At 71.1% G+C, this 23,158-nt stretch carries 24 protein-coding genes; 13 read left to right on the top strand and 11 right to left on the bottom strand.

The genetic code is table 11. The features are described 5' to 3' along the window. Window positions 1–26 precede the first annotated feature (26 nt). Entirely contained in the window at window positions 27–803 is a 777-nt protein-coding gene (gene pstB, locus ACFV18_RS31610) for a phosphate ABC transporter ATP-binding protein PstB (protein WP_380488732.1), read from the top strand. 141 nt (window positions 804–944) lie between these two features. On the opposite strand, the gene ACFV18_RS31605 is transcribed toward pstB, so the two are convergent. Next, on the bottom strand, window positions 945–1,940 hold the full coding sequence (locus ACFV18_RS31605; RefSeq protein ID WP_380488731.1) for an anion permease: 996 nt from the start codon (window positions 1,938–1,940) through the stop codon (window positions 945–947). A 5-nt stretch (window positions 1,941–1,945) separates the two neighbouring features. Next, on the bottom strand, window positions 1,946–2,566 hold the full coding sequence (locus tag ACFV18_RS31600; RefSeq protein WP_380488730.1) for a DUF47 domain-containing protein: 621 nt from the start codon (window positions 2,564–2,566) through the stop codon (window positions 1,946–1,948). Window positions 2,567–2,820: 254 nt separating this feature from the next. Here ACFV18_RS31600 and ACFV18_RS31595 point away from each other — a divergent pair, with 254 nt between their 5' ends. Next, a complete protein-coding gene (locus tag ACFV18_RS31595) occupies window positions 2,821–3,177 on the top strand; it encodes a metal-sensitive transcriptional regulator (RefSeq protein WP_380488729.1) in 357 nt (118 codons plus the stop codon). Window positions 3,178–3,199: 22 nt separating this feature from the next. Here the strand turns inward: ACFV18_RS31595 and ACFV18_RS31590 are convergent, their stop codons facing one another. Then, window positions 3,200–3,379 (bottom strand): hypothetical protein, encoded by a 180-nt coding sequence (locus ACFV18_RS31590; RefSeq protein ID WP_380488728.1) that lies wholly within the window; start codon window positions 3,377–3,379, stop codon window positions 3,200–3,202. A gap of 121 nt (window positions 3,380–3,500) precedes the next feature. Beyond that, the gene (locus ACFV18_RS31585) at window positions 3,501–4,331 is read right to left on the bottom strand and encodes a hypothetical protein (protein ID WP_380488727.1); all 831 of its coding nucleotides are present in this window, start codon (window positions 4,329–4,331) and stop codon (window positions 3,501–3,503) included. A gap of 152 nt (window positions 4,332–4,483) precedes the next feature. On the opposite strand from ACFV18_RS31585, the gene ACFV18_RS31580 reads away from it, so the two are divergent. Next, window positions 4,484–4,681, top strand: coding sequence for a hypothetical protein (locus ACFV18_RS31580; protein ID WP_380488726.1), 198 nt, complete (start codon window positions 4,484–4,486; stop codon window positions 4,679–4,681). A 19-nt stretch (window positions 4,682–4,700) separates the two neighbouring features. On the opposite strand, the gene ACFV18_RS31575 is transcribed toward ACFV18_RS31580, so the two are convergent. Together ACFV18_RS31575 and ACFV18_RS31570 are read right to left on the bottom strand one after the other, a co-directional pair. Continuing rightward, on the bottom strand, window positions 4,701–5,438 hold the full coding sequence (locus ACFV18_RS31575) for a phosphatase PAP2 family protein (protein WP_380488725.1): 738 nt from the start codon (window positions 5,436–5,438) through the stop codon (window positions 4,701–4,703). A gap of 177 nt (window positions 5,439–5,615) precedes the next feature. Continuing rightward, window positions 5,616–6,668, bottom strand: a complete 1,053-nt coding sequence (locus ACFV18_RS31570; protein WP_380488724.1) for an NlpC/P60 family protein — start codon at window positions 6,666–6,668, stop codon at window positions 5,616–5,618. 248 nt (window positions 6,669–6,916) lie between these two features. On the opposite strand from ACFV18_RS31570, the gene ACFV18_RS31565 reads away from it, so the two are divergent. From ACFV18_RS31565 to ACFV18_RS31540, 6 genes are all read left to right on the top strand, one after another. Then, complete coding sequence (locus tag ACFV18_RS31565) at window positions 6,917–7,264, top strand: hypothetical protein (protein WP_380488723.1); 348 nt, start codon at window positions 6,917–6,919, stop codon at window positions 7,262–7,264. A gap of 116 nt (window positions 7,265–7,380) precedes the next feature. After that, window positions 7,381–8,202: a hypothetical protein gene (locus ACFV18_RS31560; protein WP_380488722.1), complete on the top strand. Its 822-nt coding sequence runs from the start codon at window positions 7,381–7,383 to the stop codon at window positions 8,200–8,202. After that, window positions 8,192–9,460, top strand: coding sequence for a hypothetical protein (locus ACFV18_RS31555; protein WP_380488721.1), 1,269 nt, complete (start codon window positions 8,192–8,194; stop codon window positions 9,458–9,460). The genes ACFV18_RS31560 and ACFV18_RS31555 overlap by 11 nt, the downstream gene beginning before the upstream one ends. Before the next feature lie 7 nt (window positions 9,461–9,467). After that, entirely contained in the window at window positions 9,468–11,054 is a 1,587-nt protein-coding gene (locus ACFV18_RS31550; RefSeq protein ID WP_380488720.1) for an SCO6880 family protein, read from the top strand. Window positions 11,055–11,073: 19 nt separating this feature from the next. Next, window positions 11,074–12,420: an ATP-binding protein gene (locus tag ACFV18_RS31545; protein ID WP_380488719.1), complete on the top strand. Its 1,347-nt coding sequence runs from the start codon at window positions 11,074–11,076 to the stop codon at window positions 12,418–12,420. A 165-nt stretch (window positions 12,421–12,585) separates the two neighbouring features. After that, a complete protein-coding gene (locus tag ACFV18_RS31540; RefSeq protein WP_380488718.1) occupies window positions 12,586–14,394 on the top strand; it encodes a bifunctional metallophosphatase/5'-nucleotidase in 1,809 nt (602 codons plus the stop codon). Between the two features lie 54 nt (window positions 14,395–14,448). On the opposite strand, the gene ACFV18_RS31535 is transcribed toward ACFV18_RS31540, so the two are convergent. The 5 genes from ACFV18_RS31535 to ACFV18_RS31515 all read right to left on the bottom strand — a co-directional run bounded on the left by ACFV18_RS31535 (window position 14,449) and on the right by ACFV18_RS31515 (window position 19,817). Beyond that, window positions 14,449–15,855, bottom strand: coding sequence for a sensor histidine kinase (locus tag ACFV18_RS31535; RefSeq protein WP_380488717.1), 1,407 nt, complete (start codon window positions 15,853–15,855; stop codon window positions 14,449–14,451). A 59-nt stretch (window positions 15,856–15,914) separates the two neighbouring features. After that, complete coding sequence (locus tag ACFV18_RS31530) at window positions 15,915–16,691, bottom strand: response regulator transcription factor (protein ID WP_380488716.1); 777 nt, start codon at window positions 16,689–16,691, stop codon at window positions 15,915–15,917. A gap of 73 nt (window positions 16,692–16,764) precedes the next feature. Then, window positions 16,765–17,790 carry a S1C family serine protease gene (locus ACFV18_RS31525; RefSeq protein ID WP_380488715.1) on the bottom strand — a complete coding sequence of 342 codons (1,026 nt, stop codon included), beginning with the start codon at window positions 17,788–17,790 and terminating at the stop codon, window positions 16,765–16,767. Between the two features lie 117 nt (window positions 17,791–17,907). After that, a complete protein-coding gene (locus tag ACFV18_RS31520; RefSeq protein ID WP_380488714.1) occupies window positions 17,908–18,948 on the bottom strand; it encodes a LacI family DNA-binding transcriptional regulator in 1,041 nt (346 codons plus the stop codon). Window positions 18,949–19,085: 137 nt separating this feature from the next. Continuing rightward, window positions 19,086–19,817: a winged-helix domain-containing protein gene (locus ACFV18_RS31515; protein ID WP_380488713.1), complete on the bottom strand. Its 732-nt coding sequence runs from the start codon at window positions 19,815–19,817 to the stop codon at window positions 19,086–19,088. 589 nt (window positions 19,818–20,406) lie between these two features. Here ACFV18_RS31515 and ACFV18_RS31510 point away from each other — a divergent pair. The 4 genes from ACFV18_RS31510 to ACFV18_RS31495 all read left to right on the top strand — a co-directional run bounded on the left by ACFV18_RS31510 (window position 20,407) and on the right by ACFV18_RS31495 (window position 23,129). Further along, the gene (locus ACFV18_RS31510) at window positions 20,407–20,664 is read left to right on the top strand and encodes a MoaD/ThiS family protein (RefSeq protein WP_380488712.1); all 258 of its coding nucleotides are present in this window, start codon (window positions 20,407–20,409) and stop codon (window positions 20,662–20,664) included. Window positions 20,665–20,776: 112 nt separating this feature from the next. Further along, complete coding sequence (locus ACFV18_RS31505; RefSeq protein WP_380488711.1) at window positions 20,777–21,448, top strand: DUF2993 domain-containing protein; 672 nt, start codon at window positions 20,777–20,779, stop codon at window positions 21,446–21,448. Between the two features lie 517 nt (window positions 21,449–21,965). Then, window positions 21,966–22,799 carry a sulfurtransferase gene (locus ACFV18_RS31500; protein ID WP_380488710.1) on the top strand — a complete coding sequence of 278 codons (834 nt, stop codon included), beginning with the start codon at window positions 21,966–21,968 and terminating at the stop codon, window positions 22,797–22,799. A gap of 39 nt (window positions 22,800–22,838) precedes the next feature. Further along, window positions 22,839–23,129 carry a DUF1416 domain-containing protein gene (locus tag ACFV18_RS31495; protein ID WP_035864892.1) on the top strand — a complete coding sequence of 97 codons (291 nt, stop codon included), beginning with the start codon at window positions 22,839–22,841 and terminating at the stop codon, window positions 23,127–23,129. Window positions 23,130–23,158 lie beyond the last annotated feature (29 nt).

Raw genomic sequence — 23,158 nt, 5'->3', positions numbered from 1 at the left:
GAACAGACGAGAGAAGACGAAAGATCATGGCCAAGCGCATCGACGTCAGCGGACTGTCCGCGTACTACGGCTCCACCCGCGCCATCGAGGACATCTCGATGACCATCGAGCCCCGCTCGGTGACGGCGTTCATCGGCCCCTCCGGCTGCGGCAAGTCCACCTTCCTGCGCACCCTCAACCGGATGCACGAGGTGATCCCCGGCGCCCGGGTCGAGGGCAAGGTGATGCTCGACGACGAGAACCTGTACGGCTCGAACGTCGACCCGGTCGCCGTCCGCCGCTCGGTCGGCATGGTGTTCCAGCGGCCCAACCCGTTCCCCACCATGTCGATCTACGACAACGTGGTGGCCGGCCTGCGGCTGGCCGGCGTGAAGAAGAAGTCCGTCCTGGACGGCGTGGTGGAGAAGTCCCTGCAGGGCGCCAACCTCTGGAAGGAGGTCAAGGACCGTCTGAACAAGCCCGGCGCGGGCCTGTCCGGCGGCCAGCAGCAGCGCCTGTGCATCGCCCGGGCGATCGCGGTCGAGCCCGAGGTGCTGCTGATGGACGAGCCCTGCTCGGCCCTCGACCCGATCTCCACCCTCGCCATCGAGGACCTGATCGGTGAGCTGAAGTCGCAGTTCACCATCGTGATCGTGACCCACAACATGCAGCAGGCGGCGCGCGTCTCCGACCGCACCGCGTTCTTCAACCTGGCGGGCGTCGGCCAGCCCGGCAAGCTGATCGAGCTGGACGACACCCAGCGGATCTTCTCCAACCCGTCGGTGCAGGCCACCGAGGACTACATCTCCGGCCGCTTCGGCTGACCGGCTCCGCCGCCCTCCGGCGGCGGAGCGCACCAGCTGCTCCGCGGTGCTGCATGGCGGTGCCGCCGCGGAGCCGAAGAAGGGCCCGCCCCCGTGCTGTGGGGGCGGGCCCTTCCGCTCTGCCGCGGTACGGACGTGCGGTCAGAGGATGAGCAGGTCGACCAGTCCGTACATCGCGGCGGCCACGATCGCCGCCGCCGGCATGGTGATGAACCAGCCCATCACGATGTTCTTCGCCACGCCCCAGCGGACTGCCCGGACCCGCTTGGTGGCGCCCACACCCATGATCGCCGAGGTGATCACGTGGGTGGTGGAGATCGGCGCCGCGTAGACGAACGAGGTGATGTACATGACCGTGGAGGCGGTGGCCTCGGCGGCGAAGCCCTGCGGCGGGTCCAGCTCGATGATCTTCCGGCCGAGGGTGCGCATGATCCGCCAGCCGCCCGCGTAGGTGCCCAGCGAGAGCATCGTGGCGCAGGAGAGCTTCACCCAGATCGGGATGCCGTTGCCGGACTGGTGGCCGGAGATGGTCAGCGCCATCACCACGATGCCCATGGTCTTCTGGGCGTCCTGCAGGCCGTGCGCCAGCGCCATCGCGGCCGCCGAGGCGGTCTGCGCCACCCGGAAGTTGCGCTTGGCCTTGTGCGGGTTGGCCTTCCGGAAGATCCACAGGATCGCCAGCATCACCAGGAAGCCGCCGACCAGGCCGACGATCGGCGAAATGATCATCGGAAGGATGATCTTCTCGACCACCCCGTGCCAGATCACCTCGGTACCGCCCGCCAGCGCCGCGCCCACCAGGCCGCCGAACAGGGCGTGCGAGGAGGAGGACGGCAGGCCGAAGTACCAGGTCACCAGGTTCCAGGCGATCGCGCCGACCAGGCCGGCGAACAGGATCGCCATGCCCTGGGAACCGGTCGGGGTCTCGATGATCCCCTTGGAGACGGTCTTCGCCACCCCGCTGCCGAGGAAGGCGCCCGCCAGGTTCATCACCGCGGCCATCGCCAGCGCCGCCCTGGGGGTCAGCGCCCGGGTGGAGACCGAGGTGGCGATCGCGTTCGCGGAGTCGTGGAAGCCGTTCGTGTAAGTGAAGAAGAAAGCGACGCCGATGACGACGATCAGTGCTGCCATGTCCACGGAGCTCAGGACTCCTTGACGGCGATGGTCTCCACCGTGTTGGCCACGTGCTCGAACGCGTCGGCGGCCTCTTCGAGGACGTCCACGACCTGCTTGAGCTTCAGCACCTCGATCGCGTCGTACTGGCCGGAGAACAGGTGGGCCAGCAGCTTGCGGTGGATCTGGTCCGCCTGGTTCTCCAGCCGGTTGACCTCGATCCAGTACTCGGTGAGGTTCGACATCGACCGCAGGTTGGGCATCGCCTCGGCGGTCAGCTCGGCGGCCCGGGCCAGCACCTCGATCTGCTGCTCGATGCCCTTCGGGAGGGTCTCGATGTCGTACAGCACGACCAGGTCGACGGCCTCCTCCATGAAGTCCATGATGTCGTCCAGCGAGGACGCCAGGGCGTAGATGTCCTCCCGGTCGAACGGCGTGATGAAGGAGGAGTTCAGCTGGTGGAAGATCGCATGGGTGGTGTCGTCCCCGGCGTGCTCGGCGGCGCGCATGCGCTCGACGATCTCCGCGCGGGCGGACACGTCCGAGCCCAGTAGTTCCAGCAGGAGCTTCGATCCGACGACAAGGTTCTCCGCCGCGGCGGCGAACATGTCGTAGAAGCTCGTCTCCTTCGGGGTCAGGCTAAAACGCACGGAAATCTCCGATGTGCGGGGTCGGTACTTGACGATGCTAGGCGCACGTCCGCCATGTCCGGGCACGGGGCTGCCGACGCGCGCCCTAAGTGTGGCCCACGACACGCCGGTTTGCTCCCGCTCTGCACGGGGATCTGTGCCCTGACGCCCGGACGGCGGAACACCAGACCGGCGCCGGATGTTGGAGACTGGGGGCACCTCCCGGCCGAAGGCTGGGGGAGGGCCGAGTACCGAAACCAAGAGGGCGGACCGGGATGACCACCATCGACACCCCCAGCACCGACATCGCACCGGCGTGCCACGGAGCGGCGCAGGGCGCCGGGCCGCACGGTTACAGCAGCGACAAGGAAGCACACCTGAAGCGACTGCGCCGGATCGAGGGTCAGATCCGCGGCCTGCAGCGGATGGTCGACGAGGACGTCTACTGCATCGACATCCTCACCCAGGTCTCCGCCTCGACCAAGGCGCTGCAGTCCTTCGCCCTGGTCCTGCTGGAGGAGCACCTGGCGCACTGCGTGGCGGCCGCGGCCGCCGCGGAGGACGGCGGTGAGGAGCTGAACGCCAAGGTCTCCGAGGCCAGCGCGGCCATCGCGCGACTGCTCCGCACCTGACGCCCTGACTCCTGACGTCCGTTCAGCCGTCCGTGTCGGCCGGCTGTTCGTCGTCCCTGCGCAGCAGTACCTGGTCGATCTGCTCGGCGGCCAGCCGCTCGGCGCGGCTGGCCGAGGCGGCGATCATCAGCTCACCGGCCAGGTCGATCTCGTCCAGCGCGGTGCTGTCGTGGCCGCCGGTGCCGCTCTCCCCGGTTGCCATTGGCCTCCACCCCTTCCGCGCCCCGTCCGTGCCGACCCGCCCCCGTACCAGCGTAGGCAGCGGGAGGCCTGCCCACATGGCACGGACGGGCCATCTCTGGTGTCCGAAACGGGTGGGACGGTCACTTCGGGGAGGGCGAGGCCGGCATCGACCAGAGGTCGGCGGCGGACGGCTCGGCGGCCTCCACCGGCTTGCCGAAGTCGGTCAGCGACAGCGTGGAGACCACCTTCACCTGGTCCTTCGCGGCGGTGGAGCCGGCCACCCCGGCGAAGGTGAAGTTCTCCACCACCTTGTGCAGCCGGCCCTGGCCGTCCAGCCAGACCTCGTACGGGACTTCCTTGACCGTGAAGGTCTGCCCGGCCATCCGCAGGCCGTCCGCGCCGCGGCCGCCGGTCGCGTCGGCGGCCTTCACCAAGTCCAGGGTGCCCTTGTAATGCTTCAGCTCCACGCCGTTCACCGTCTCGGCACCGACCAGCTCGGCGTTCTGCGCGCCGCGCAGCGCGCCCGCGGCGGACGCCGGGTCGGTGGCGCCCGAGCTCACCAGGTTGCCGTCCGGGAGCTGGCGGACGTCCAGCTTGACCCACTTGCCCTCGGGGATCTTGGCGCCGCTGTTCTGCAGGTAGACCGTGCCGGGCAGCACCACCTCGACGATCCTCCCGCTGGTGGCGGCCCCGGACGGGACGTCGATCTCCAGCCGGCCCAGCCGCTTCACGTAGTCGTAGCCGCCGGTGCCGTGGAACACCGTCTTCTTCTCGGCGGACTCGGTGCTCAGCTCGGTGGACGCGTGCGCCGAGCCGGTGCGGCCGGTGATGTCGGCGGCGGAGCGCACCGCGGTCAGCGGGTCGGCGGACAGCCGGTCGGTGGAGCTGTCCTGGTTCTGCCCACCGCCGGTGCAGGCGGTCAGCACGCCGGCGAGCGCGGCCGCGGCAGCGGCCCGGTAGAGCTTCTTCACGTCTTCGACAACCCCCTGGCCCCGGACGACCCGGCCGGCAGCCGCCCCGGATGGACAGCGCGCCTGCCAGGCAAACGAGTTGGGGTCCGGAAGGTTACGCGCGACTGACCCTTCGCCGAACACGTACCGGCGTGTGACAGGAGAGGGCTACCGTGAAGGACGTGGCAGACCGGCAGCCGGAGACGACCGGCGTGGCAGCGCGCAGCGACCATCGACCCGAGGTGGTGGAGCGCGGCTCCTTCTGCTTCGCCCAGTGCGACTGCGGCTGGTTCGCGCCCGGGCGGCGCTCCCGCGACCGGGCCCGGCGGGACGCGGCCGAGCACCTGACCGACCCGGAGCCGACCGACTGACCGGGCCTTTCCGCGGCGGTCAGGCCGCCAGGTCGGACTCCCGGTCGCGGTCGGCACGCCGGCCCGAGCGGCTCGTCCGGCCGCCGGCCTGCCCGGCCGAGCGGCGCCGACCACCGGCCGCCGCCGGGGCCTTGGCCACCACCAGCGGTCGCAGCGCCGTCCGGGAGAGCGCATGGCACAGCGGCACCAGCACGGCCATCGCGATCGGCGCGAGCAGCAGCACCACGGCGGTGGCCAGCGCGTAGCCGCCGATCACGTCCGTCGGGTAGTGCACGCCCACGTACATCCGGCAGAAGCCCTGCAGCAGGGCGAGCGCGCCGGCGGCCACCCCGAGTTTGCGGTTGACCAGGAACAGCGCGACGGCGATGCCCATGGACATCGCGGAGTGGTCGCTGACGAAGGAGAGGGTGTCCTCCTTGCCGGGCACCAGCACGTCGATCTCGGGGTGGTCGACGAACGGGCGGGGCCGGTCGACGATGGCCGAGATCGGCAGGTTGGCGAGCTCGGCGATGGCCACCGCGATGGGCGCCCACAGCACCCCGGCGACGGCGACCGGCGCGTCGGGGCGGCGGCGGGCGCTCAGCCAGGCGGTCAGTCCGATCGCGGCCAGGCCCAGCAGGATGCCGTACTCGGCGGTCCAGGCGACCAGTGAGTCCAGCCAGCCGGGCGCGTCGGCGGCCAGGCTGTTGACTGCCTTGAGCAGGCCGAGGTCGGGGTCGCCCGAACCGGCTCCCGCATCGGCGAGCAGCGTGGCCACGCCGCACCTCCCTGTCCGCATTTCCGCAGTGGTTCCCGATCCGTGCGGCCGGGTGCGGACGTCCGGCAGCCTCCTGAGTCAACGCGATCCGGGCCACTCGGGGTTCCGCCGAAACGTGCTGTTATGCAAACTTGACTCACCGTCCACCCCGCATGCACATGCCGAGCGGACGGCCCGTCAGCTCTTTACCGGTCCTTGACCCGCCGTGATGGTGCCGTCGTTCTTGTTCCGGGCGGGCAGCGCGGCCGCGCCGTCCGGGGTGACCCGGGTCGCCCCGATGTAGTCCCGCTGGTCGATCTTGTCGTAGCGCACCTTGGCGCCGGTGTGCGGGGCGTCGATCATGTAGCCGCCGCCGACATAGAGGCCCACGTGGTGGATGGTGCGCGGGTCCTCCAGATCATTGGCGAAGAACACCAGGTCGCCGGGCCGGAGCTGGTCGCGGGACGGGTGCGGCCCGCTGTACCACTGGTCGTTGGCCACCCGGGGCAGCTCGATGCCCACACTCCTGAACGCCGCCTGGGTCAGGCCCGAGCAGTCGAACCGCCCGTCCTCCCAGGTCTGCCCGGTGCCACCCCACATGTAGTCGATGCCGAGCTTGCTCTGCGCGAAGTAGATCGCCCCCGCCGCCTCCTTGGAGAGCGCCAACTGCGCCCCCGCCTTCGGCGGCGCGGTGAACGACTTCGCCAGCGACTGGATGCTCTTCACGTACCCCTGGGTCTCCTTGTACGGAGGCACCCCGTGGTACTGGATCACCGCGTACGGCCCGGCGTTGTACGCGGCCAGCATGTTGGCCTGCTTGTCCCCGGGCACCTTGGCCACATCCCGGGCCAGCGCACAGTCGTAGGTGGCGGCGGAGGCGATCGCGTCGTCCGGGTTCCAGATGTCCGACTTGCCGTCGCCGTTGCCGTCCGTCCCGTACGACGCCCACGTCCCCTCCAGGAACTGGGCCATCCCGTACGCCTTCGCCGGGCTCTTCGCCGTCGGGTCGAAACCGCTCTCCTGGTACAGCTGCGCGGCCAGCATCGGCGCCGAGATCTCCGGGCACAGGGCGCCCCACTTCTGGATCTGCGCCCGGTACTGCGCGGGCACCGTCCCACCCGACAGCGTCAGTTCACCGGCGCGCTCCGGCGCCCCGCTGGCCGCGTACGTCCCCAGCGTCACCACCCCGACGAACCCGATGGCCACCACCGCGGTCGCGGCACCAGCGAGCCGAGCCTTCCGGAGCACCATCCCGCACCATCCCGACGGTTCGTCAGCAGCCATGTCCTGTTGCGTTATTGCCCGGTGCAATCATCACAGATACCAAGGGCGGGCAGTATCCTCGGACTACCGGACATCCTGGCTCAGACGTCCGGTTACCACGAGCAATCCGCGAGAAGCAGCCAAGTCGACGTCAGATCTGGCCAAGAATAGGACCTGCCCCTTCGCTCGACCGTGGTCCGGGGCCTTGAATTTTCCTGATCGGGCGGTGAGATGGGATGAACCTGAACGTGGACAGCACAGTGATCGGGTACCTGGCGGAGGACCCGCCCAAGAAGGCCGGCATCGACACCATCATCGGCGGCATCGCCCCCGACTGGGGCCCGTTCGCCTCGCTCGGCTCCTCGGCCCGCGTGATGGTCCAGGTCGTGATGGCCGTCGCCATCCTGGTCTGCCTGGGCATCGCGATCTGGGGCGCCGCCAAGCAGCGGATCGGCGCCACCGCGATGCGCGACACGTTCAGCGCCGAGCAGGGCAAGGGGCTGATCATCGCCGGCCTGACCGGCGTGTTCATCATCGGTTCGCTCGGCACCCTGTTCACCATTGTGTACGGCATGGCGATCTGACGATCGGACAACTCCAGTCCCCCCTCGCGCAGATCCACGTTCCGCGCGCCGACACCGAGAACACCCGTCACGCCGCCGCGTCCCCGACGCGGTGACGCCGCACCAGGAGGGCCCCCGTGCCGTTGTCCGACGACCAGCCGCACACCCGTACGCGGCTACCGGTCGCCGAACAGACCGCCCCCGTGGCCGGCCGCCAGGCCCGGCCCCTTCGCACCCTCCTGACCATCCTCGGCGTCGTCACCCTGCTGGTGATCGCCGTCGCCATCGCCAACCGGGACAAGGCCGTACCCGGCCGCACCCCCGCCGCGACCTCCGGCGACCAGGCCCGCGGCGGGACCGCCCCCGCCGCCGACCACACCGCCGCGACCGGCCAACAGCCCGTCACCACCACCACCAACGGCATCGCCACCGGCTACCCCCACACCGACCAGGGGGCGCAGTCCGCCGCCGCCAACTACGCGGTCGCGCTCGGCTCCACCGACATGTTCCGCCCCGACACCCGCCACACCGTCCTCGCCACCCTCGCCGACCCCACCGTCCTCGCCACCCTCCAGTCCCGCCTGGACCAGGCGTTCTCCCCGGAGACGGTGGCCCGGTTCGGCCTGGACGCGCAGGGTCGGGCACCGAAGGGGCAGACCTTCGTCAGCCGGATCGTCCCGGTCGGCACCCGCACCACCAACGGCGCCGACACCGCCACCAAGGTCGACGTCTGGTGCACCGGGCTCTACGGCCTGGCCGGCGAGGACTCCACCAACCCGGTCAGCCAGGACTGGTACACCCTGACCGTCACCATGCGCTGGACCGGCAGCGACTGGAAACTCACCGACTACTCCCGCGCCGCGGGCCCCGCCCCCCTGCCGGGCGACCAGCAGGCGGCCACCGCGAAAGAGATCGCCGATGCCGTCCAGCAGTTCGGAGGGTTCCGCTATGCCCGCTGACGCGTCCAGACTGCGCTTCCTGGGCCGGGCCGGGGTGCTCGGCGCCGCGCTGAGCAGCCTTCAACTCACCGCGCTGGTGGTCGCGCAGCGAGTCGCCGCCGATCCGTCGCCCTCCCCGTCGTCCACCTGCGAGGCCCAGAACGTGCCGCTGCCCGGTGCCGGGAGCCAGTGCGCTCCCCCCGGGGCGCAGGTGGTCGGCGGGGACGCGGTCTCCTCGGTGACGGACCCGCTGGGGTCGTTGGCGAAGGGGTGTGCGCAGGCGGCGGCCTGGGTGGTGCGGCAGTTGGCGGGGGCGATCGACGGGACGACGAAGGTCGATTTCACCAACGCGGCGTTCCTGCAGCAGTACGCGGTGGTGTTCGCGGTGTCGACGGTGGTCACGCTGGTGCTGTGGCTGCTGGCGGTGACGAAGCGGGCGGTGCGCGGTGCGGCGCTGGGGCAGGCGTTCGGCGAGGCAGTCGGGTTCCTGTGGCTGACGGTGATCGCCTCGGCGTTCACGCCGCTGATCCTGTACACGGTGGTGACGGTCACCGACGGGCTGACGGATGCGATCGCGGCGGGGACGAAGTCCGACACCGGTACGTATCTGGGCGGGTTCGCGGACACCTTGGACAAGGGCAGCATGGGCGGTGGCCCGCTGATCCTGATCATCGTGTCGCTGGTGGCGGTGCTGGCCGCGGCGGTGCTGTGGATCGAGCTGGTGATCCGGGCGGCGATGCTGTACGTGGGTGCGCTGTTGGGGACGGCGGTGTACGCGGGGCTGGTGGACAAGCAGCTGTGGAAGCACGTGCGCCGGTGGGCGGCGATGATGCTGGCGATCGATCTGGCGAAGCCGATCATCGTGATCATCCTGGGCCTGGCGGGTGCGGTGGCGACCGGTGCGGGCGCGGACGACGACTTCGCGCGGGTGCTGAGCGGGCTGGCGATCCTGTTCCTGTCGATCTTCGCGAGCGCCGCGGTGTACCGGTTCGTGCCGGGCTTCGGTGACGAGCTGCTGGCGATGCGACGGGCCCGGGCGAGTGCGGTGCAGGCGGGCAGTGCGATGATCAACGGCCCGGCGAACTTCGTGAAGCAGGGTATTTCGACGCACGGTTCGCGTGGCGGCCCGCAGGGCGGGGGCGGCTCCCCGGGTGCGGGTGGCGGTGGCGGGGTGGCCCCGGGTATCGCCGCGCACGCGTCCCGGCCCGCCAACCCCGGTCGGGCGGCCGTGCCGCCCCCGCAGTCCCAGGCCCCGGTCAACAACCCGAAGGGAGGGTGACGGGTAGATGAGCAGCGAACAGTTCGGCCAGTACGGCACCCAGTACGCCCAGCCTTATGCCCAGCAGCGCCGCAGCTACCTGATCGGCAAGGCGCGTCCGAACGCGCCGATCGGGCGCAACCGGGAGACCGGCGAGATCGTGCTGATCATCGCCGGCGCGGGCCTGGGCATGCTGTGGGGTCTCGGGGTGCCGATCCTGACGCTGCGGCTGGCCGGCCTGGTGGGCTTCCCGCTGCTGGCGATCATGGCGGTGTACGTGCCGTACCGGCGGCGGACGTTCTACAAGTGGGTGGAGATCAACCGGACGTACCGGCGTACGGTGCGCAGCGGCCGGGCGGTGTGGAAGCCGGACGTGCACGAGGCCGGGACGCGGCTGGACGGGCGCGAGGTGGAGGTCGGTCCTCCGCCGGGGGTGGGGCGGCTGCGCTGGCTGACGGCGCCGTTCGGGCCGGACGAGGTCACGGTGCTGATGCATCTGGAGCGGCGCACGGTGACGGCGGCGATCGAGATCGAGGGCCCGGGTGTGGGCCTGCGCGACTCGGAGGACCAGGAGGCGCTGGTCGACCGGTTCGGCACCCTGCTGAAGCATGTGGCCAACGGCGACGGCTTCGTGACGCGCCTGCAGATCCTGGCCCGTACTCTGCCGGCCGACCCGGACGCGCACGCCAAGGACGTGGAGCGGCGCGGCGACCACTCGGCACCGCGCTGGCTGCAGGAGAGCTACGACCAGTTGCAGTCGATGGTGTCGACCTCCTCGGAGCAGCACCGGGCGTACCTGGTGGCGTGCATGCAGTACACCCGCGACCTGGCGTCCGAGGCGCACGCGATGGGGCGTACCGCGTACGGGCGGGACGAGGGCAAGCGGGATCGTGGCGATGACGGTCTGGCGACCGTGATGGCGCGTGAACTGACGGACATCTGCGCCCGGTTGGCGGAGGCGGACATCCGGGTGCGGCAGCCGCTGGGGCAGGCCCGGCTGGCGTCGCTGATCCACTCGATGTACGACCCGGACCACCCGATCGACCACATCCAGGCGATGAGCCGGCGCAACGCCTGGCCGGCCGAGCTGGATGCCACGCACCCGCAGTACCTGACGGCGAAGACCCGGGAGTCGGCGACCCGGGAGCCGTGGTGCCACGCCACCGCGTGGATCAAGGAGTGGCCGCTGACCCCGGTCGGGGTGAACTTCCTGGCGCCGCTGCTGGTGCACACCCCGGACGTGATCCGGACGGTCGCGGTCACCATGGACCTGGAGCCGACCGACGTGGCGATCGAGCGGATGCTCACCGAAAAGACCAACGACGAGGCGGAGGCCAGCCGGGCGGCGAAGATGAACCGCACGGTGGACCCGCGCGACCTGGCGCACACCGGCCGGGTGGACCAGCGTGGCGACGACCTGGCGTCCGGCGCGGCCGGGGTGAACCTGGTGGGCTACCTGACCGTGTCCTCGCGCAGCCCGGAGGCGCTGGCCCGGGACAAGCGGACCATCCGCGCCTCGGCCGGCAAGAGCTACCTGAAGCTGGAGTGGTGCGACCGCGAGCACCACCGGGCGTTCGCCAACACCCTGCCGTTCGCCACCGGCATCCGCCGCTGACCCTCCCGGAGGCCCGCTCATGATCGGCAATCTCACCGACGCCTTCGCCAGCGCCCTGTTCGGCCGGGTGGAGACCACCCGGCTGCCGGTGCGCACCTCCAGCGGCCAGGCGCAGGCGGTGTACCTGCCGACGGCGGCGCCCGGCCTGGGCGACTCCGGGGTGATCATCGGCCGCGAGGTGTACAGCGGCAAGGGTTACGTCTACGACCCGTTCCAGCTGTACGGCCAGCAGTTGCCGGCCCCGCACTGGCTGGTGCTGGGGGAGTCCGGCAACGGCAAGTCGGCGTTGGAGAAGACGTACGTGCTGCGGCAGTTGAGGTTCCGCGACCGCCAGGTGGTGGTGCTGGACGCGCAGGGCGAGGACGGCGTCGGCGAGTGGAACCTGATCGCCAACGCGCTGGGGATAAAGTCCATCCGGCTGGACCCGATGGCGGCCCGGGACGGCGGGGTGAAGCTGAACCCGCTGGACCCGGCGATCACCACCACCGGTCAGCTGTCGCTGCTGCGCACCATCATCGAGGTGGCGATGGGCCGCTCGCTGGAGGAGCGGGCCGGTTTCGCGCTGAAGGCCGCGCACGCGTACGTGCACGCCACGGTGAAGGACCGTCAGCCGGTGCTGAACGACATCATCGACACGCTGCGCAGCCCGGACCTGTCGGCGGTGGAGTCGCTGGGCGTGGAGGTCGGCGAGGTGCAGTCCTGGGGCCTGGACGTGGCGCTGGTGCTGGACCGGCTGGTCGACGGTGACCTGCGCGGCATGTTCGACGGCCCGACCTCGGCGGGCATCGACCTGGACGCGCCGCTGATCGTTTTCGACCTCTCGCACATCGACCGGAACTCGATCGCGATGCCGATCCTGATGGCGATCGTCGGGGTGTGGTTGGAGCACACCTGGCTGCGGCCGGACCGGGTGAAGCGGATCTTCCTGGTCGAGGAGGCCTGGCACATCATCAACAGCCCGTTCGTGGCGCAGCTGTTCCAGCGGCTGCTGAAGTTCGGGCGGCGGCTGGGTCTGTCCTTCGTGGCCGTGGTGCACCACCTGTCGGACGTGGTGGACGGGGCGGCGGCGAAGGAGGCCTCGGCGATTCTGAAGATGGCCTCCACCCGCACCATCTACATGCAGAAGGCGGAGGAGGCCAGGGCCACCGGCCGGGTGCTGGGCCTGCCGCGCTGGGCGGTGGAGATCATTCCGACGCTGTCGCCGGGCATCGCGGTGTGGGACGTCAACGGCAATGTGCAGGTGGTCAAGCACATCATCACCGAGGCCGAGCGTCCGCTGGTGTACACCGACCGCGCGATGACCGAGGATGCGATGGCCGAGCGGGAACGGGCCGAGCAGCAGCTGGCGTCCCAGCCCAGGATCTGACTGTCGCACGGGGGCTGAGCCGGGGTCAGCGGAGGATTCGTCAGGCTTCGGATACCAGCTCGTTACCCCAGGGTTCCTGACAGCTACGCGCGTGGACCCTAGGCTGCTCCCCGATACAACGCCAGGCCGCCGTCCGTCGCGGCCCCGACGGTGCAGGGGACCTTCATGCCCATATCCGGTTCCACCGGCCGCCGCAGGACCGCGCTCGCGGTCGCCGCGGCTGCTGCCCTCATCGGCTCGATGGCCCTTCCGGCCACCGCCGAGGCCCACGGGCACGGCCAGGACAAGCCGAAGTTCGAGGACCTGCAGCTCCTCGCCATCAACGACCTGCACGGCAACCTGGAGCCGCCGGCGGGCTCGTCCGGCACCATCAACGAGATCGACCCGGCCACCGGCAAGCCCGTCGACCCGCCCACCCCCGCGGGTGGCGTCGCGTACCTGGCCACCGCGCTGCGCGACGCTCGCCAGGGCCACCCGAACAGCATCACCGTGGCAGCCGGTGACCTGATCGGCGCCAGCCCGCTGGTCTCCGGCCTGTTCCACGACGAGCCGACCATCGAGGCGATGAACAAGATCGGCCTCGACGTCACCTCGGTGGGCAACCACGAGTTCGACGAGGGCTCGGCCGAGCTGCTGCGCATGCAGAACGGCGGCTGCCACCCGACCGACGGCTGCTACGAGGAGGGCCGGACCTTCGAGGGCGCCGACTTCCCGTACCTGGCGGCCAACGTCACCAACGAGAAGACCGGCAAGCCGCTGCTCAAGCCGTACTGGGTGAAGAACGTCCGCGGCGTGAAGGTCGGCTTCATCGGCGTGACCCTGGAGGGCACCCCGAACATCGTCACCGCCGCCGGCGTGCAGGGCCTCAAGTTCGGCAACGAGGTCGAGACGATCAACAAGTACACCGCAGAGCTGAAGCGCCAGGGCGTCAACTCGGTGGTCGCGCTGATCCACGAGGGCGGCTTCCCGGCCAGCAGCGTCTACAACTACGACTGCGGTGCGGGCGGCTCCGGCGTCTCCGGCCCGATCGTGGACATCGCCAAGCGCCTCGACCCGGCGGTCGGCGCGATCGTCACCGGTCACACCCACAACTCGTACGCCTGCATGATCCCGGACCCGAACGGCGTGCCCCGCTCGGTCACCAGCGCCGCCTCGTTCGGCCGCCTGTACACCGAGATCGACCTCAAGCTGGACAAGCGCAACGGCACCATCGTCCGCCCGTCGGTGACCGCCGCCAACCACGTGGTGCGCCGCACTGACGCGGCGGGCGACCTGAACGACCTGATAAAGCGGTACAGCGCGCTGGCCGCGCCGATCGCCAACCGCCCCGTCGGCTGGATCAGCGCCGACATCAACGGCCGCGGCTCCAGCGCCCTGGAGAAGCCGCTCGGCGACCTGATCGCCGACGCGCAGCTGGACGGTCTGGCGCCCGCCGACAAGGGCGGCGCGCAGGTCGCTTTCATGAACCCCGGCGGCATCCGCTCGGACCTGGTCTACAAGGCGTCCGGCGGTGAGGGCGACGGGGTGGTGACCTACGGCGAGGCGTTCACCGTCCAGCCGTTCACCAACATGATGAAGGTCAAGACCCTCACCGGCGCCCAGCTGATCCAGGTCCTGCAGCAGCAGGTCTCCGGCTCCAACACGGCCGCCCCGAAGATCCTGCAGATCTCCGGCAACCTCGCCTACACGCTGGACCTGAACAAGGCCGGCGCGGACCGCGTGGTCCTCGACTCGGTCCGCCTGAACGGCGCCCCCGTGGACCCGAACGCCAAGTACCGGGTCGCCGCCAACGAGTTCCTGGCCGGTGGCGGCGACGGCTTCCCGGCCTTCGCGGCCGGTACCGACAAGGTCGACGGTCCGTCCGACCTGGACGTCTTCAACACGTACCTGAGCAACCACAGCTCCGCCACCGCCCCGATCACCGCGCCGGCCCAGAACCGGATCAAGGTCATCAAGGCCGGCCAGACCGGCTGACGAGTCAGTCGTCGCGGAGGGCGGGGCACTTCGGTGCTCCGCCCTCCGGCGTGTTCAGCGCGGGTCGTCCGGCTGCCCCGGCAGCACCATCACCGCCTGCGCTCCCGGGCCGCCGTCCGCCGCGGGCCCCAGCGAGACCTGGCCGCCGGTGTCCCGGACGGTCTGCGCGACGATGGACAATCCCAGTCCCGAGCCCGGGAGTTGGCGGGAGGACGGGGAGCGCCAGAACCGGTCGAAGACGAACGGGAGTTCCTCGGCCGGGATGCCCGGGCCGTGGTCGCGGACCGTCAACCGGCCCGCGCGCAGGCGTACTTCGACGGTGCCGGACGGTGGCGAGTACTTCACCGCGTTGTCCAGCAGGTTGATCACCGCGCGTTCGAGCGCGGCCGGATCGCCGTGCACGTACCAGGGGTTGACCTCGGTGGTGAAGGTCAGCGCCGGCCCGCGCAGCCGCCCCCGCTCCAGCGCCCGCTCCACCGTCTCGTGGAACGGCACCACGGTGCGCACCGCCTCCGGGTTCGGGGTGTCCGGGCGGGAGAGCTGCAGCAGGTCGCCGATCAGCACCGTCAGCTCCTGCATCTGCGCCTTCATGTTGCCCAGCATCCGCGCCCTGGTCTCCGGCGGCAGCGCCCGGCCCTGCGCATCGGACCGGATCAGCAGGTCGACGTTGGTACGCAGGGAGGTGAGCGGGGTGCGGAGTTCGTGCCCGGCGTCGGCGATCAGGCGGGTCTGCCGCTCGCGGGAGTTGGCGAGGGCGGTGGACATCGAGTTGAACGAGGTGGAGAGCCGGGCGATCTCGTCGCTGCCGTTGACGGGGATGGTGGCGCCGACTTCTTCGGTGCGGGCGATGTGCTCGACGGCGTCGGTGAGTTGGTCGACCGGCTTGAGCGCGGACCGGGCGACGACGCGTCCGGCCACACCGGCCCCGAGGACGCCGAGGCCGGCGACGGCGGTCATCAGCAGGGCGAGGGAGCTGAGCGAACGCTGCACCCCGTCGGTGGGCAGGGCGGTCAGCAGGACAGCGGGCTGCGGCTGCTGGAACTTGCCCACCAGGACCGAGGAGTTGGTACGCCGCACCTGCGCGCGGTCGTCGCTGTCGGTGTAGTGGCCGGTGCGGTAGTCCGCCTGGGTGTTCCTGGGCAGCGGCGTGGTGTCGCCCGGCACCACCTGGATGGCCCGGGTGGCATCGCCGGTCAGGCAGACGGTGCCGTCGGGCAGGAGGTACTGGAAGTCGTACTTCTGCGGGCCGAACCGGCCACTGCCCCCGGCGGGGACGTTCGCCAGCGCCTCGGCCGGGGTCGCGCCGCAGTGCAGCTGCCCCCGGTCGGGCGGCGCCACCGGGCTCCGGGGTGCGGCGGCGAGGGTGTCGTGCAGCTCCTGGTAGAGCCGCTCGCGGACCAGCAGCCAACTGGCCGCCGCCACCACCGCGATGGCCACCGCCACCGCGGCAGCCGTGAGCATGGCCAGTCGGCTCCGCAGGGATCTGCTGCGGAACCACCCCGTGAACCGGCCGATCGGCTTCACGCCGCGGCGCCACTGGTGGCGGTGCGCAGCGCGTAGCCGACGCCGCGGACGGTCTGGATGATGCGGGGCATGCCGTGCTGTTCGGTCTTGCGGCGCAGATACATGACGTAGACGTCGAGGGAGTTGGAGGAGGGCTCGAAGTCGAAGCCCCAGACGGCCTTGAGGATCTGTTCCCGGGTGAGCACCTGGCGCGGGTGGGAGAGGAACATCTCCAGCAGCATGAATTCGGTGCGGGTGAGTTCGATGGTGGCGCCGGCCCGGGTGACCTCGCGGGTGGCGGTGTTCATCCGCAGGTCGGCGAAGGCGAGCACCTCGCCGCCGTTCCCGTCGGTGGCGGTGCGGGCGGCGGCCTCGGTGGCGAGGGCGTTGCGGCGGAGCAGGGCGCGGACCCGGGCGAGGAGTTCGTCGAGTTCGAAGGGCTTGGCGAGGTAGTCGTCGGCGCCGACGTCGAGTCCGGTGACGCGGTCGCCGACGGCGTCCCGCGCGGTGAGCATCAGGACGGGGACGGTGTCGCCGCGCGAGCGCATCCGGCGGACGGCGGTGAGGCCGTCCATGCGCGGCATCATGATGTCGAGCAGGACCAGGTCGGGGCGGTCGCGTTCGACGGCGGTGAGCGCTTCGTGGCCGTCGGTGGCGGTGGTGACCTGGTAGCCCTCGAAGGCGAGGCTGGATTCCAGCGCGTCGCGCAGGGCGGGTTCGTCGTCGACCACGAGGACGCGGGCGCCGGCGCCCGGGGCCTCGGCAGGGGTGCGGTCGTCGGCGGGGGGAGTCATCGGCGCGGGGCCCTTTCTCAGTCCGGTGCGGTCGTGGCCATTGTCCGTCGCTCGGGGACGGAACCGGCGGGTGTCAGAGGTTCTTGCCGGCCTGCAGCTGCGGCAGCACGTGCTTGACGCTGTTGATCGGGATGGCGAAGCCGAGGCCGACGCTGCCGGCCTCGGTGCCGCCGGTGGAACCGGAGCCGCTCGCGGAGTACATGGCCGAGTTGAGGCCGATGACCTGGCCGGCGGCGTTGATCAGCGGGCCGCCGGAGTTGCCGGGGTTGAGGGCGGCGTCGGTCTGCAGCGCCTGGTAGGTGGCGGTGTCGGAGCCGGTGGCGCCGGTGGAGCCGCGCAGTCCGGGCAGGTTGGGGAGGCCGAAGCCGCCGTTCCCGCGGGTGGTGCCCTCGTCGACCTGGACGGTGACGGGGCGGTTCTTGGCGGAGATGATGCCGGAGGTGACGGTGCCGGTGAGGCCCTCCGGGTTGCCGATGGCGACGACGGGGTCGCCGACGGCGGTGGCGTCGGAATCGCCGAGCACGGCGGTGGTGAGGCCGCTGACGCCGGAGGCGGTGATGACGGCGGTGTCCAGGGCCTTGTCGGTGCCGGTGACGGTGGCGGAGGCGGTCCGGCCGTCGTGGAAGGTGACGGTGGCCCGGCCGCCGTTCACCGCGCCGGAGATGACGTGGTAGTTGGTGAGGATCTGTCCGTCGGCGGTGAGGATCACGCCGGTGCCGGTCGCGGTGCCGCTGCCGGTCTTGACGGTGATCTGCACGACGGCGGGGGAGAGTGCGGCGGCGATCGCCGAGACGTTGGCGCTGCCGTCGGCATTGGCGGCCACCGGGCGGACCAGGGCGCTGTCCGCGGCGGTGCGGGCGGAGCTGTCCCGCTCGCTCACCAGGACGCCGCCGGTGACGCCGCCGAGCAGGGCGGCCACCGTGGCGACGGCGGTGGCCAGGACGAGGCGGCTCCTCAGCAGGCCGCGCCGGGCGCGGTGCCCGCGGGGCGGCGGCGGCAGATCGGGGCCGGAGAGGTCGGCGGGCGGCGTCGGCGGGAGCCAGCCCGCGCCGCCGTCCTGGGGGTGGGGCTCGTGGGTGCTGCGGTGCTGGTCGCTCATGGAGACGACGTTCCGCCCGCTTCATGAACGTTCGATGAGAGGGCGGTTCGAGTTCCCCGAGAAGCTCGTCAGCTTCTCATAAAGCCTGGTCAGGCCCCAGAAGTCAGGTTTCGGGGTTCAGCCGGTTTCGCCGGAGCAGCCGCAGGAACGCCGTACGACCAGCCGGGACGGGAACTTGCGGACCCGTTCGGTGTCGCTGCCGGGCACCATCAGCGAGTCGTCGAGGACCAGGTCGACGGCGGCCCGGGCCATCGCGTCCCGGTCGGAGGCGACGGTGGTGAGCGGCGGGTCGGCGAACCCGGCCTCCGGGATGTCGTCGAAGCCGGCCACCGCGAGGTCCTCGCCGACCTTCAGGCCGAGTTCGCGGGCGGCCCGCAGCACGCCGATGGCCTGGTCGTCGGTGGAGCAGAAGATCGCGGGCGGCCGCCGGTCGGAGGCGAGCAGGTCCAGCGCGACCTGGTAGGCGCCGTAGCGGTGGAACGGGGCGTCGATCAGGTACGGCTCGGTGGGCAGGCCGTGCGCGGCCATGGCGAGTTCCCAGCCGGCCACGTGGTCGATGACCGGGTCACCGGGGGCGGGCGATTCGACCGGGCCGCCGAAGCACGCCACGTACGGGTGACCGTGCACTTCGAGCAGGTGACGGACGACCAGTTCGGAGCCGCCGACGTCGTCGGTGACCACGGCGACGTCGTCGATCGCCTCGGGGCGGCGGTGCAGCAGCACCACCTTGGCGCCCTCCATGGCGGCGAACTCCTCGGCGGCGCGCTGCGAGGGGCCCTGGCTGACCAGGATCAGGCCGGAGACCCGCATGCCGAGGAAGGCGCGGACGTAGTGCACCTCGCGGTCGTCGACGTAGTCGGAGTTGCCGATCAGCACGAGCTTGCCGCGCTCGGAGGCGGCGCGTTCCACGGCGTGCGCCATCTCCGCGAAGAAGGGCTGCCGGGCGTCGGGGACGACCATGCCGATCAGGTTGGTGCGCCGGGAGGCCATCGCCTGGGCGACGGAGTTCGGGCGGTACCCGAGCTGCTCGATCGCGGCCAGCACCTTCTCCCGGGTCGCCGGGGCGACCGGGCGGGGACCGTTGTTGATCACATAGCTGACGACCGCGGTCGAGGTCCCAGCCAGTCGGGCTACATCGTCGCGCGTCACCTTGGCCACGGGGGGAGTCTACGCGTGTGGTCAGGTGCCTCTTGCCGGGGTCTTGCCCGGTGGGACGGGGTGCTTTTCGGGCCGAACCGGACCGATCCGGGCAAGCCGGGCGAGGGGTGGCGCCGCCCGGCCCGTCCGACGGCCGGTCAGCGTCCGCGGCGGGCCGCGGCTCTGCCCGGCTCGGCCCGGTCGGCGCTCTTGTCGGCCCGCTCCGGGACCACGAAGCGGTAGCCGACGTTGCGGACGGTGCCGATCAACTGCTCGTTCTCGACGCCGAGTTTGGCCCGCAGCCGGCGCACGTGGACGTCCACGGTGCGGGTGCCGCCGAAGTAGTCGTAGCCCCACACCTCCTGGAGCAGCTGGGCCCGGGTGAACACCCGCCCGGGGTGCTGGGCCAGGTATTTGAGCAGCTCGAACTCCTTGAAGGTGAGGTCGAGGACGCGGCCCTTGAGCTTGGCGGAGTAGGTGGCCTCGTCGACCGACAGCTCGCCGTTGCGGATCTCCATCGGGGAGTCGTCGGCGGCCACCTGGAGCCGGCCGAGGGCGAGCCGCAGCCGGGCCTCGACCTCGGCCGGCCCGGCGGTGTCCAGCAGCACGTCGTCGATGCCCCAGTCGGCGGTGACGGCGGCCAGGCCGCCCTCGGTGACCACCAGGATCAGCGGGCTGCCGATGCCGGTGGACCGCAGCAGCTGGCACAGGCTGCGGATCTGCGGCAGGTCGCGGCGCCCGTCGACCAGGATCACGTCGGCGCTCGGAGTGTCGACCAGGGCGGACCCCTCGGCGGGGGCCACCCGGACGCTGTGCAGCAGCAGGCCGAGGGCGGGCAGCACCTCGGCGGAGGGTTGCAGGGCGTTGGTCAGCAGGAGCAGTGAACTCATACCCGGTTAGTCCCCTTTCCGGGTCGTCGCGGTCGCGGCCGCCGGGGGGAACGGCGGGCGCGGTACAGGGTGGGGGAGCGCCGACAGCCCGGAGGGGGCGGCGGTGGACGGGGCGGTGGCCGTCCGGGGGTCCCGCAACCCCCGGCGTCCCACTGGTGCCTCGTCCATCGGCCTGCCCTCCGCTCTGTCCGCCGGCGGCCGGCACGTCGTCGTGCGGTCGGCGGTGGGGACGGCCTGGCGGCCGGTGCGGGTGGGGCACCGTTCGCAAGAACGTCCTACTGGCGTCCTGAAAGCACAAAAGGACCCGGGGGCGACTCTGCCCGGATCCCTTACGGAATCGAGGATAGCCGACCGCCCGCGCGGCCGGGAGTGGCTCAAGCGGCGCACGGGGCCGCGAGTGGCCCCGGAACGGGTGAGGTACGACACCTTGCGCTCCCGTGATGACCTGGGAGGTTTGCCCGGCGGCGGGGGCCGGGGGCGATGATGGGGGCCGCACCGGGCCGGCCGCCGTACCGGGCGAGGACCACCGAGAGGGGTTGCCGTGACCGCGACCGCCGATGCCCGTCCCACGCCGGATTCACCTGTACGGGTGAGTGGGACGGTCCGCTACTGGGCCGCCGCCAAGTCCGCGGCGGGCCGGGCCGAGGAGCCGTACCTGGCCGCCACCCTGGCCGAGGCGCTGACCGCGGTGCGCGCCGCGCACGCCGGGCGGCCGGAGCTGCTGCGGGTGCTGACGATGTGCTCGTTCCTGGTGGACGGCGATCCGGTGGGCAGCCGGGAGCACGCCGCGGTGCCGCTGACCGAGGGCGGCACGGTGGAGGTGCTGCCGCCGTTCGCCGGGGGCTGAGCGCGCATTTGCCCGAGTGCCGCGCCGGAACCCGGGGATCCGTGCGATCGTCCTGTCTTCGGGGCCGGTTCGTCGACGGAGCGGCCCGGTCGGACCGTTTCAGGGGGAAGCGATGCGTGGCGCGGTGAAACTGCTGATCGGCCTGGGGGTCGTGGGCGCCCTGCTGGTCGCCGCCGACCGGGTGGCCGTGGGGGTGGCGGAGGACCAGGCCGCCGACGCCGCGGTCTCCTCCGGCTGGCTGACCGGCAAGCCGGACGTCGAGATCGGCGACATCCCCTTCCTGACCAGCGCGGTGGCGGGCGAGCTCGACCAGGTCAGCCTCTCCTCGGACGGGATGACCGTCACCGACGGCAAGGAGAAGGTGACGGTGCACTCGTTCCGGGCCAGCCTGTCGCAGGTGAAGTTCACCGATTCCTACCGGGGTGTGACGGTCGGGCACGGCGACGGCCAGGGCGTGGTCGAGTACAAGGAGCTCGCCAAATTCATGAGCGGCAGCGGCCTGCTCGGCCTGGAGTACGCCGGGCCCGGCATGGTGAAGGCCGGGGTGCCCGGTGGCGGGATCGAGGGCAAGCTGCACAGCGAGGGCAACGACCTGGTCGTCGACAATCTCCAACTGACCGGCGCGGCCTCGGCGTTGAAGGGCCTCGCGGGCGACCGGCTGAAGCCCCAGCGGTACCACCTGACCGCGCTGCCCAAGGGACTGTCGCTGGCCGAGGCCACCCCGGAGGCGGGCGGGGTGCGGTTGCGCTTCACCGTCGCCCCGGGCACCTCGCTGGGGCGCTGAGGCCCCGGGTCTGTCCGGTGGGCGAGACGCGCTGTCCAGCGCGGCCGGGAAAACTCTCTGCAGCACCGCTTCGCCCGGCCCCCCGCGTGGGGTCCGGGCCCGGCGGCAGGTAGCGGAAAGCCGGTAAATCTCAGAGTCCGAGCGATCTGGTCTCAGCATTCGACACGATGATGACAGCGCCCCTTGGGAGTCCCTAGCATCGTCGTCATGAAGCGACAGGCGGACCTCACAAAGCGGCGGGCGGTAGACCACTGCCGCGTGTCGAGCTGCCTGTGTCGCATGCGCTGACCGGGCGGTCCTGACCCCAGTCACGGCAAGCCCTTCCCCGTCCCGACGCCGCGAACCGGTAGCAGTTGCGCACCGGTGTGTCGGGGACGACGAGCACCCCTCACGATCGAATCACCCGGCTCTGCCGCACCTCACGCCGTCCCACCATGCGGACAGGTATGCGGACAACGCGGCCCGGGAGAACCTCCAGCAGCCTTCCGCCAACCGCCCCCGGATGGAGAAACAGCACATGAGCCGCAGCGACGTCCTGGTCGATGCCGACTGGGTCCAGGCCCACCTGGACGACCCGAAGGTCGTCATCGTCGAGGTGGACGAAGACACCGCCGCCTACGACAAGAACCACATCCGCAACGCGGTCCGGATCGACTGGAAGAAGGACCTGCAGGACCCGGTCCGCCGTGACTTCATCGACCAGGCCGGCTTCGAGGCGCTGCTGTCCGCCAAGGGCATCGCCAACGAGGACACCGTGGTGCTGTACGGCGGCAACAACAACTGGTTCGCCTCCTACGCCTACTGGTACTTCAAGCTGTACGGCCACGGCGACGTCCGCCTGCTGGACGGCGGCCGCAAGAAGTGGGAGCTCGACTCCCGCGAGCTGGTCGTCGAGCAGCCCGAGCGGGCCGCCACCCAGTACACCGCGCAGCCGGCCGACTCCTCGATCCGCGCCTTCCGCGACGAGGTGATCGACGCGATCGGCACCCTGAACCTGGTCGACGTCCGCTCGCCCGACGAGTTCTCCGGCAAGCTGCTCGCCCCGGCGCACCTCCCGCAGGAGCAGTCGCAGCGCCCCGGCCACGTGCCGAGCGCCAAGAACATCCCGTGGGCGAAGAACGCCAACGACGACGGCACCTTCAAGAGCGACGACGAGCTGAAGGCGCTCTACGAAGCCGAGGGCGTCGACCTGGCCACCGACACCATCGCCTACTGCCGGATCGGCGAGCGCTCCGCGCTCACCTGGTTCGTCCTGCACGAGCTGCTCGGCCAGCAGAACGTCAAGAACTACGACGGCTCGTGGACCGAGTACGGCAGCCTGGTCGGCGTGCCGATCGAGCTCGGCAACTGAGCCCCGGCTCGCGCGAAGCAAGGAAGAGGGAGAACAGACATGTGCGGTGCGAAGGCCGGCGGCCCGGACCTGGCAGGAGTTGACGTGGCGAACGAGACGATCATCCAGGGTTCGGTGACCCGCAACGAGGAGCCGGTCAACGGCTACGTGCGGCTGCTGGACGAGAACGGCGAGTTCACCGCCGAGGTGCCCACCTCGGCGACCGGGCAGTTCCGGTTCTTCGCCCGCCCGGGCAAGTGGACCCTGCGGGCCCTGGTGCCCGGCGCCACCGTGGACCGCCAGGTGGTCGCCACCCAGGGCGAGTTCACCGAGGTCGCGATCGCGGTCTGAGGACCGCGGTGAGGGCCCCGGCCGTCTTC

This window comes from Kitasatospora sp. NPDC059673 (assembly GCF_042734215.1).
In the GTDB taxonomy this organism is placed as follows: Bacteria; Actinomycetota; Actinomycetes; order Streptomycetales; family Streptomycetaceae; genus Kitasatospora.
This window is presented reverse-complemented; position numbering and strand designations above follow the sequence as displayed.

Excerpts from the sequence above, each read along its gene's own strand:
- pstB (WP_380488732.1), top strand. The coding sequence starts at position 27 with ATGGCCAAGCGCATCGACGTCAGCGGACTGTCCGCGTACTACGGCTCC.
- ACFV18_RS31595 (WP_380488729.1), top strand. The coding sequence starts at position 2,821 with ATGACCACCATCGACACCCCCAGCACCGACATCGCACCGGCGTGCCAC.
- ACFV18_RS31590 (WP_380488728.1), bottom strand. The coding sequence starts at position 3,379 with ATGGCAACCGGGGAGAGCGGCACCGGCGGCCACGACAGCACCGCGCTG.
- ACFV18_RS31570 (WP_380488724.1), bottom strand. The coding sequence starts at position 6,668 with ATGGTGCTCCGGAAGGCTCGGCTCGCTGGTGCCGCGACCGCGGTGGTG.
- ACFV18_RS31565 (WP_380488723.1), top strand. The coding sequence starts at position 6,917 with ATGAACCTGAACGTGGACAGCACAGTGATCGGGTACCTGGCGGAGGAC.
- ACFV18_RS31555 (WP_380488721.1), top strand. The coding sequence starts at position 8,192 with ATGCCCGCTGACGCGTCCAGACTGCGCTTCCTGGGCCGGGCCGGGGTG.
- ACFV18_RS31550 (WP_380488720.1), top strand. The coding sequence starts at position 9,468 with ATGAGCAGCGAACAGTTCGGCCAGTACGGCACCCAGTACGCCCAGCCT.
- ACFV18_RS31545 (WP_380488719.1), top strand. The coding sequence starts at position 11,074 with ATGATCGGCAATCTCACCGACGCCTTCGCCAGCGCCCTGTTCGGCCGG.
- ACFV18_RS31540 (WP_380488718.1), top strand. The coding sequence starts at position 12,586 with ATGCCCATATCCGGTTCCACCGGCCGCCGCAGGACCGCGCTCGCGGTC.
- ACFV18_RS31535 (WP_380488717.1), bottom strand. The coding sequence starts at position 15,855 with ATGCTCACGGCTGCCGCGGTGGCGGTGGCCATCGCGGTGGTGGCGGCG.
- ACFV18_RS31530 (WP_380488716.1), bottom strand. The coding sequence starts at position 16,691 with ATGACTCCCCCCGCCGACGACCGCACCCCTGCCGAGGCCCCGGGCGCC.
- ACFV18_RS31525 (WP_380488715.1), bottom strand. The coding sequence starts at position 17,790 with ATGAGCGACCAGCACCGCAGCACCCACGAGCCCCACCCCCAGGACGGC.
- ACFV18_RS31515 (WP_380488713.1), bottom strand. The coding sequence starts at position 19,817 with ATGAGTTCACTGCTCCTGCTGACCAACGCCCTGCAACCCTCCGCCGAG.
- ACFV18_RS31505 (WP_380488711.1), top strand. The coding sequence starts at position 20,777 with ATGCGTGGCGCGGTGAAACTGCTGATCGGCCTGGGGGTCGTGGGCGCC.
- ACFV18_RS31500 (WP_380488710.1), top strand. The coding sequence starts at position 21,966 with ATGAGCCGCAGCGACGTCCTGGTCGATGCCGACTGGGTCCAGGCCCAC.
- ACFV18_RS31495 (WP_035864892.1), top strand. The coding sequence starts at position 22,839 with ATGTGCGGTGCGAAGGCCGGCGGCCCGGACCTGGCAGGAGTTGACGTG.